7 protein-coding genes are annotated in these 7321 nt (G+C 57.4%); 3 read left to right on the plus strand and 4 right to left on the minus strand.

Annotation, left to right across the window (positions count from 1 at the left end; all coding sequences use genetic code 11):
- Positions 1 to 46: 46 nt before the first annotated feature.
- Positions 47 to 961 carry a DUF805 domain-containing protein gene (locus tag KBY08_RS22945; RefSeq protein WP_003401952.1) on the minus strand — a complete coding sequence of 305 codons (915 nt, stop codon included), beginning with the start codon at positions 959 to 961 and terminating at the stop codon, positions 47 to 49.
- A gap of 85 nt (positions 962 to 1046) precedes the next feature.
- Entirely contained in the window at positions 1047 to 1475 is a 429-nt protein-coding gene (hemJ, locus tag KBY08_RS22950) for a protoporphyrinogen oxidase HemJ (RefSeq protein WP_003401951.1), read from the minus strand.
- Positions 1476 to 1608: 133 nt separating this feature from the next.
- Between hemJ and argC the strand changes: the two genes are divergently transcribed.
- Positions 1609 to 2643 carry an N-acetyl-gamma-glutamyl-phosphate reductase gene (argC, locus tag KBY08_RS22955; RefSeq protein WP_011269099.1) on the plus strand — a complete coding sequence of 345 codons (1035 nt, stop codon included), beginning with the start codon at positions 1609 to 1611 and terminating at the stop codon, positions 2641 to 2643.
- Between the two features lie 243 nt (positions 2644 to 2886).
- A complete protein-coding gene (erpA, locus tag KBY08_RS22960) occupies positions 2887 to 3237 on the plus strand; it encodes an iron-sulfur cluster insertion protein ErpA (RefSeq protein ID WP_002551953.1) in 351 nt (116 codons plus the stop codon).
- 62 nt (positions 3238 to 3299) lie between these two features.
- Here the strand turns inward: erpA and KBY08_RS22965 are convergent, their stop codons facing one another.
- Positions 3300 to 4394: an anhydro-N-acetylmuramic acid kinase gene (locus KBY08_RS22965; protein WP_003401948.1), complete on the minus strand. Its 1095-nt coding sequence runs from the start codon at positions 4392 to 4394 to the stop codon at positions 3300 to 3302.
- A 3-nt stretch (positions 4395 to 4397) separates the two neighbouring features.
- Entirely contained in the window at positions 4398 to 5825 is a 1428-nt protein-coding gene (locus KBY08_RS22970; protein WP_003401947.1) for a peptidoglycan DD-metalloendopeptidase family protein, read from the minus strand.
- A gap of 201 nt (positions 5826 to 6026) precedes the next feature.
- Here KBY08_RS22970 and tyrS point away from each other — a divergent pair, with 201 nt between their 5' ends.
- The gene (gene tyrS / locus KBY08_RS22975; RefSeq protein WP_225651267.1) at positions 6027 to 7238 is read left to right on the plus strand and encodes a tyrosine--tRNA ligase; all 1212 of its coding nucleotides are present in this window, start codon (positions 6027 to 6029) and stop codon (positions 7236 to 7238) included.
- Positions 7239 to 7321: the final 83 nt, after the last annotated feature.

The raw sequence follows: 7321 nt of genomic DNA on the forward strand, positions 1-7321 counted from the left end.
ATTGAGCGTGTTGCGACCGGCAGTCTGCCGAACCGTGAGCAGTCTATTACTTGTCGCTTTGTTCTTCGGGCTCTATGTTGACATCCGCTGGCGCGGTCAAGGCACTGTCACGGCTTTCTTCGTCGTCGTAAGGGAGCGATTGCTCGTATTCGTCGGTCTGCAATTCCAGCTCATCACGCAGCATGCCTGCGCCGCCGGCGGTGAGTCCGATCAGGACAATCGGGATCAGTAACACCCACAGAATGGCCAGGGTCTTCACGCCTCGGGAATTCGGTGGCGGCGGCGGGCCGAAAGCGTTGGGGCCTTTCGTTCCAGGCAGCAGGATCATCAGAAACGGGAAGACGCTGCCTACGAACGGCACCATGGTCAGCAGCAGAAGCCAGCCCGACCAACCCAGATCGTGCAGCCGCTGAACGCCGATCTGCGCACCTATGACAGCGAACACGACGAGCACCACCGCCATCAGCAGGCCGCCGGCGACCAGCGAACCGTTCATGACCAGCAGGCACACACCTACCAGCACCAGCGTCGCGGCACTCAGGACCATGCTCCACGCCAGATAGCGCAAGCGCCCGATACGCCCATGGATACTCAAGACCTTCAGCGTCGAATGACCGGGCTGATCAGCGCCGACCTGTGCCTTGGGCGGTGCGTAGGGCGATATTTCCAGATGCGCGGGTTTGGGGGAGGGCTGGCTGACGACTTCATCCAGACTCAGGCTGATTTCAACGTCAGGTTCGATACGTGCTTCGACGCCCGCATCGTCCAGCGCCTTCAGGTAGCGTTCCGCATCCTGATAAGTGATCCCGCGCTTGAGCGCGACGGGTTGACCGCTGAACAGCTTCTGCACTGCAGACGGTTCGCTTTTGAACAGCCCCGCCAGGTTGGCCTTTGCGGTGTCGAGCTCGACGCCTTCACGCACCTGCCCTTCAAATACAATCTTGAAGTGTGAATCGGCCATACGGGGCTTCCTTGTCTTTAAATGGAAAACAATGCCGGGCGCCTGTCTGAGACAGGGCGCCCTGTCGCGTTACTGATGATTGAAGTCAGAAGGGTTTGACGATAACCAGAATGACGATAGCGATCAGGATCAGTACCGGGATTTCATTGAACCATCGATAAAACACGTGGCTGCGGCCATTTTCGCCACGGGCAAAGCGTTTGACCTGTGCACCGCAGACGTGGTGATAGCCGATCAGCAGGACAACCAGTGCGAGCTTGGCGTGCATCCAGCCCTGACTGAAATAACCGCTGGGGTCGAAGCTGATCAGCCAGCCGCCGAAGACCAGCGTTGCGATCATTGCCGGGGTCATGATGCCACGGTACAGCTTGCGCTCCATGACGATGAAACGCTCGCGGCTGACCGTGTCCTCACTCATCGAGTGATAGACGAACAGTCTTGGCAGATAGAACAGGGCTGCAAACCAGCAGACCATTGAAATGACATGAAGCGCCTTTATCCATAGATAGAGCATTTTTGATTATTCCCAGGTTCACGGTGGCCGAATAGTAGTGTCTTGTGCGCCCATACGTCACGTTGTCGGTTGTCGCAGAGGCGATAGGCTCCTATTATCGACCGCTTTCCAGTTGTTTCGTTGAGGGCAGGTTATGGTCAAGGTCGGTATCGTCGGCGGCACGGGTTACACCGGGGTCGAGCTGCTGCGTCTGTTGGCACAGCATCCGCAGGCAGAAGTAGTGGTCATTACCTCGCGCTCGGAGGCCGGCATGCCAGTCGCCGACATGTATCCGAACCTGCGCGGGCACTACGACGGCCTCGCGTTCAGCGTGCCTGACGTGAAAACCCTGGGCGCCTGTGATGTGGTGTTCTTCGCCACGCCGCACGGTGTAGCCCATGCCCTGGCTGGTGAATTGCTCGCGGCAGGCACCAAAGTGATCGACCTGTCTGCCGACTTCCGTCTGCAGGATCCGGTCGAGTGGGCCAAGTGGTACGGCCAGCCTCATGGTGCTCCTCAGTTGTTGGAGGATGCGGTGTACGGGCTGCCGGAAGTCAACCGCGAACAGATCAGGAACGCGCGACTCATCGCCGTACCGGGTTGCTATCCCACCGCTACCCAGTTGGGTTTCCTGCCGCTGCTTGAAGCCGGTATTGCCGATAACACTCGTCTGATTGCCGACTGCAAATCCGGCGTGAGCGGTGCGGGCCGTGGTCTGAATATCGGTTCGCTGTACTCGGAAGCCAATGAAAGCTTCAAGGCCTACGCTGTGAAGGGCCACCGCCACCTGCCTGAAATCACCCAGGGGCTGCGTCGCGCTGCCGGTGGCGACATCGGCCTGACGTTCGTGCCACACCTGGTGCCGATGATTCGTGGCATTCACTCCACGCTCTATGCAACGGTCGCTGATCGCTCGGTGGACCTGCAGGCACTGTTCGAGAAACGCTACGCCGACGAGCCATTCGTGGATGTGATGCCAGCGGGCAGCCATCCCGAAACCCGCAGTGTGCGTGGCGCCAACGTGTGCCGCATCGCGGTGCATCGTCCGCAGGGCGGCGATCTGGTCGTCGTGCTTTCGGTGATCGACAACCTGGTCAAAGGTGCGTCGGGTCAGGCGGTGCAGAACATGAACATCCTGTTTGGCCTCGATGAGCGCGCCGGGTTGTCTCATGCGGGGATGATGCCCTGAGGGAGGCAGCTTTGAGCTTCAAGCGGCAAGCTTCAAGTTGCAAGGCAAAGGCGGGCCGACCACGCTCTTGTAGCTTGTAGCTTGTAGCTTGTAGCTTGTAGCTTGTAGCTTGTAGCTTGTAGCTTGTAGCTTGTAGCTTGTAGCTTGTAGCCGCTCCCGATCAAATAGTTGACCGATTTTCTAGGAGAAGCGGATAATGCCGTCATTACGCATTACGACGGCTAACGCCGGGAGATATCAGACATGAGTGTCGAATCCTTCACGCCTACCGCTTTGGAGTTCACTCCAAATGCTGCGCACAAGGTGAAAACCCTGGTCGACGAAGAGGGCAATGATCGTCTCAAACTGCGTGTATTCGTTACAGGTGGCGGTTGCTCAGGTTTTCAGTACGGTTTTACTTTCGATGAAGATGTGGCAGACGATGACACCATCGTCGAGCGCGAGGGCGTAAGCCTGGTTGTCGATCCGATGAGCTTTCAGTACCTGGCCGGCGCAGAAGTCGATTATCAGGAAGGGCTTGAAGGGTCGCGATTCGTGATCAAGAACCCGAATGCCTCCACAACCTGTGGCTGTGGCTCCTCGTTCTCGATCTGATCGAAGCTTGCTGTAAACAAAAACGCCGCTCATTGAGCGGCGTTTTGCATTGCGGCATCGCGTCAGGCGGGGTAGATCGCGCCCAGAACGCGCCTGCCTTTGGCGCCGGTCACCGTCGGACGATTGGCCGGAACGCCTTCGAGGCAGCAATGGGCCAGCCAGGCAAACGCCATTGCCTCAACCCAGTCAGGGTTTACGCCGAACTTCTCGGTACTGCTGACCTCTGTATCGGGCAACAGCTCTGCAAGGCGTTTCATCAGCGCCTTGTTATGCGCACCGCCACCACAGACCAGAAGCTCCCGGGTAATCGGTTGTGCAGATTTCAGGGAATCGGTGATCGTCAATGCTGTCAGTTCCAGCAGAGTGGCCTGCACATCTTCTGGAGCCAGTGTTTTCGACTGGAACAGATGGTGTTTAACCCAGCCCAGGTTGAACACTTCCCGGCCTGTACTCTTGGGGCCCTTGGTGAGGAAAAACTGATCGCTGAGCAGTTTCTCGAGCAGCGCAGAATCAACCTTGCCGCTCGCCGACCATGCGCCATCCTTGTCGTAGCTTTCATGGAGCTGTGAAGATATCCACGCATCGAGCAGTACGTTACCGGGGCCGCAGTCGAAGCCTTCGACCGGACGATCCGACTCGATCAGGCTCAGGTTACTGAACCCGCCGATGTTCAACACGGCGCGATGATCCTTGTTGTCGTCGAACAACGCTTCGTGGAAAGCCGGCACCAGGGGGGCGCCCTGGCCGCCTGCTGCGATGTCGCGGCGGCGGAAGTCGCTGACCACGGTAATTTCAGTCAGCTCTGCCAGCAGCGCAGGGTTGCCGATCTGAATGCTGTAGCCGCGCGATGGCTCATGACGAATAGTCTGGCCGTGGCTGCCAATGGCGCGAATCTGAGCGGGCACCATGTTTTGATCTTGCAGCAAGGTCTGTACGCCCTGTGCGACCAGCCTGCACCACTTTTGCTCCGCAATGGCCGCACGCGCAAGCTCATCCGCGCCGCTGGAGCAAAGCCCCAGCAGCTCGGCATGCAGGTCTTCCGGCATGGGGATGTAGTGAGTAGCCAGAAGCCTTGATCGGTCATCCTGCTTCAAAAGGGCGATATCAATCCCATCGAGACTGCTGCCGGACATCACACCTATATAGAAGAAGTCCATGGATTACCTTTTATTCGAGGCCAGCGTGGTGGCTTTTTCCTGATCCATGCGGGCCATCAACGGCTGGCTTTGCTGCATGAACCGCTGTTTTTCGGATTTGGCGATCGGATCCGCCATCGGAAGCTTTTGGCCCAATGGGTCTACGTGAACGCCATTGACCTGGAACTCGTAGTGCAAGTGCGGGCCTGTGGACAGCCCGGTAGTTCCAATATAGCCGATAACCTGACCTTGCTTGACAGTGCCGCCGGTCTGTATGCCTTTGGCGAAGCCCTGCATGTGACCATACAGCGTACGGTAGGTGTCGCCGTGCTGAATGATGACGGTATTGCCGTATCCGCCACGGCGGCCGGCGAGCAGGACCTTGCCGTCGCCGGTGGCCTTGATCGGCGTACCGCGTGGCGCTGCATAGTCCACACCTTTGTGGGCGCGGATCTTGTTGAGGATCGGGTGCTTGCGGCCCATCGAGAACATCGAGCTGATGCGGGCGAAGTCGACCGGGGTACGGATGAAGGCCTTGCGCATGCTGTTGCCGTCAGCCGTGTAGTAATTGGTATTGCCCTGCTTGTTGGTGTAGCGAACGGCGGTGTAGGTCTTGCCCCGGTTAGTGAAGCGGGCGGACAGGATATTCCCTGTGCCTACGCTCTTGCCGTTGACCACTTTCTGTTCGTATACCACATCGAATTCGTCACCCTTGCGGATGTCCTGCGCGAAGTCGATGTCGTAGCCAAAGATGTTGGCCATGTCCATCGTCATGCTATGAGTCAGGCCGGCACGTTGCGCGGACTGCGACAGGGAGCTGTTGATCACCCCGTGTACGTAGGCGTTACGCACGTTGGGCTTGCTGATCTCGCGATTGAATGCGTAACCACCAGTTGCTGTCTTCGACAGGCTGATGGACTCGACTTCGCTGAGTTTTGTGTGCAATTGCTTGAGCTGGCCATCCGGCGTCAGCTCGAACTGCAGGGTCTGTCCGTTCTGCAGCTTGCTGAACTGCTTGGCCTGCTTGTCGCTGGCCAGTACTTCATGAACGGTGGCGGCGGGTAGCCCGACTTTTTCGAACAGGGTCGACAGCGTGTCGCCCTTGCTGACGGTGACCTCCCTGTGGGCAGGATCTTTCGCAGCGGCTGGCGCGGTAGTCTCTGCCTGAGGCTGTGCGTTGGCGGTGTCCTGAGCCTGATCGTCGGCGTTGTCGATCTGGGCAAATGGCGATTCGGTGGTTTCAGGTGTGGCTTGAGTGGCTTGTTGAGCGTCTTGGTCTTGTACGTCCTGATCCGGTGCCTCCAGATCGAGGGGAATGTTCGTTCGTTTGGCTTCGACATCGCTGGATGGAAAAACCAGGAGAGCCAGGCTCAACAACGCGGCGATGCCGCTTGCAGCGAGCAGGTGACTCTTCGGATAAAGCGGGGGCGCTTTAGGCGGTGTGTCTTTCATAGGTAATTTGACTTTGAAAAAGGTGAAATGGAAAAGATGAATGACATGATGAAGATTAAATAACTGTATAAAATATAACCAAAACCTGCTCGAAGCAACCCTTCCCGCGTATCAGTCACTGATTCGCAGGCAAACGCTGGGCAAAACTTGTAATTGGGCTCTGATCTTGTAAGGTTGGTTCCCTTTGAATTAGGGGCTGTAATGAAGTCGGTTGAAGAGCAGCTGGCGCTGATCAAGCGCGGTGCAGATGAACTCCTGGTCGAGGCCGAGCTGGTCGAGAAGCTGAAGCGTGGCCAGCCACTGCGTATCAAGGCTGGTTTCGATCCGACGGCGCCCGATCTGCACCTTGGGCACACCGTGCTTATTAACAAGCTGCGGCAGTTCCAGGATCTGGGGCATCAGATCATCTTCCTCATCGGTGATTTCACCGGCATGATCGGCGACCCGAGCGGTAAAAGCGCCACGCGTCCGCCGCTCACCCGTGAGCAGGTTCTCGACTACGCCGAAACCTACAAGTCTCAGGTCTTCAAGATTCTCGATCCGGCCAAGACCGAAGTCGCGTTCAACTCGACCTGGATAGATCAGTTGAGTCCGGCTGACTTCATTCGCTTGTCTTCGCAGTACACGGTCGCGCGGATGCTCGAGCGTGATGATTTCGACAAGCGCTATAAAAGCAATCAGTCCATTGCCATTCACGAATTCCTGTACCCGCTGGTGCAGGGCTATGACTCCGTGGCCTTGAAGGCCGACGTCGAGCTGGGCGGTACCGATCAGAAATTCAATCTGCTGATGGGGCGCGAGCTTCAGCGCGTTTATGGGCAGGAGCCGCAATGCATCCTGACCATGCCGTTGCTGGAAGGTCTGGATGGCGTGAAGAAGATGTCCAAGTCACTGGGCAACTACGTTGGCATTCAAGAAGCGCCGGGCATTATGTATAGCAAGCTGGTGTCGATTCCTGATTCCCTGATGTGGCGCTACTTCGAGCTGCTGAGCTTCCGCTCGATGGAAGAGATCGACGGCTTGAAGGCTGATTGCGAAGCGGGTGCCAACCCTCGCGACATCAAGATCAAGCTGGCCGAAGAGCTGGTCGCGCGTTTCCATGGCGAGGAAGCTGCGGCCAATGCGCATCGCTCTGCGGGTAACCGTATGAAGGAAGGCGAGCTGCCGGATGATCTGCCGGAGCTATCGGTGGCTGCTGCCGAGGACATGCCGATCTCTGCGGTCCTTAATAAAGCTGGCCTGGTAAAGAACGCAGCAGTCGCTCGTGATCTGCTGGCTTCTGGCGGTGTACGTATAGATGGTGAGGTGGTGGATCGCAGCTTTGTATTCAAGCTGGGTGCGACCCATGTTTGCCAGGCCGGCAAGAAGGCTTTTGGGCGCGTTACGCTGGTTTCTGAAGAAAGTTCAAATTAACGGTTGACGCCCTCGCTGAGGTGTCTATAATTCGCCCCACTTCCGGCGCAGACGGAAACGAAAAAGCCTTGTAGATCAATAGT

Source organism: Pseudomonas sp. P135 (assembly GCF_020312125.1).
Classification (GTDB): domain Bacteria; phylum Pseudomonadota; class Gammaproteobacteria; order Pseudomonadales; family Pseudomonadaceae; genus Aquipseudomonas; species Aquipseudomonas fragariae.

Coding starts and splice junctions, on each gene's coding strand:
- KBY08_RS22945 (WP_003401952.1), bottom strand. CDS start 961: ATGGCCGATTCACACTTCAAGATTGTATTTGAAGGGCAGGTGCGTGAA.
- hemJ (WP_003401951.1), bottom strand. CDS start 1,475: ATGCTCTATCTATGGATAAAGGCGCTTCATGTCATTTCAATGGTCTGC.
- KBY08_RS22965 (WP_003401948.1), bottom strand. CDS start 4,394: ATGGACTTCTTCTATATAGGTGTGATGTCCGGCAGCAGTCTCGATGGG.
- KBY08_RS22970 (WP_003401947.1), bottom strand. CDS start 5,825: ATGAAAGACACACCGCCTAAAGCGCCCCCGCTTTATCCGAAGAGTCAC.
- argC (WP_011269099.1), top strand. CDS start 1,609: ATGGTCAAGGTCGGTATCGTCGGCGGCACGGGTTACACCGGGGTCGAG.
- tyrS (WP_225651267.1), top strand. CDS start 6,027: ATGAAGTCGGTTGAAGAGCAGCTGGCGCTGATCAAGCGCGGTGCAGAT.
- erpA (WP_002551953.1), top strand. CDS start 2,887: ATGAGTGTCGAATCCTTCACGCCTACCGCTTTGGAGTTCACTCCAAAT.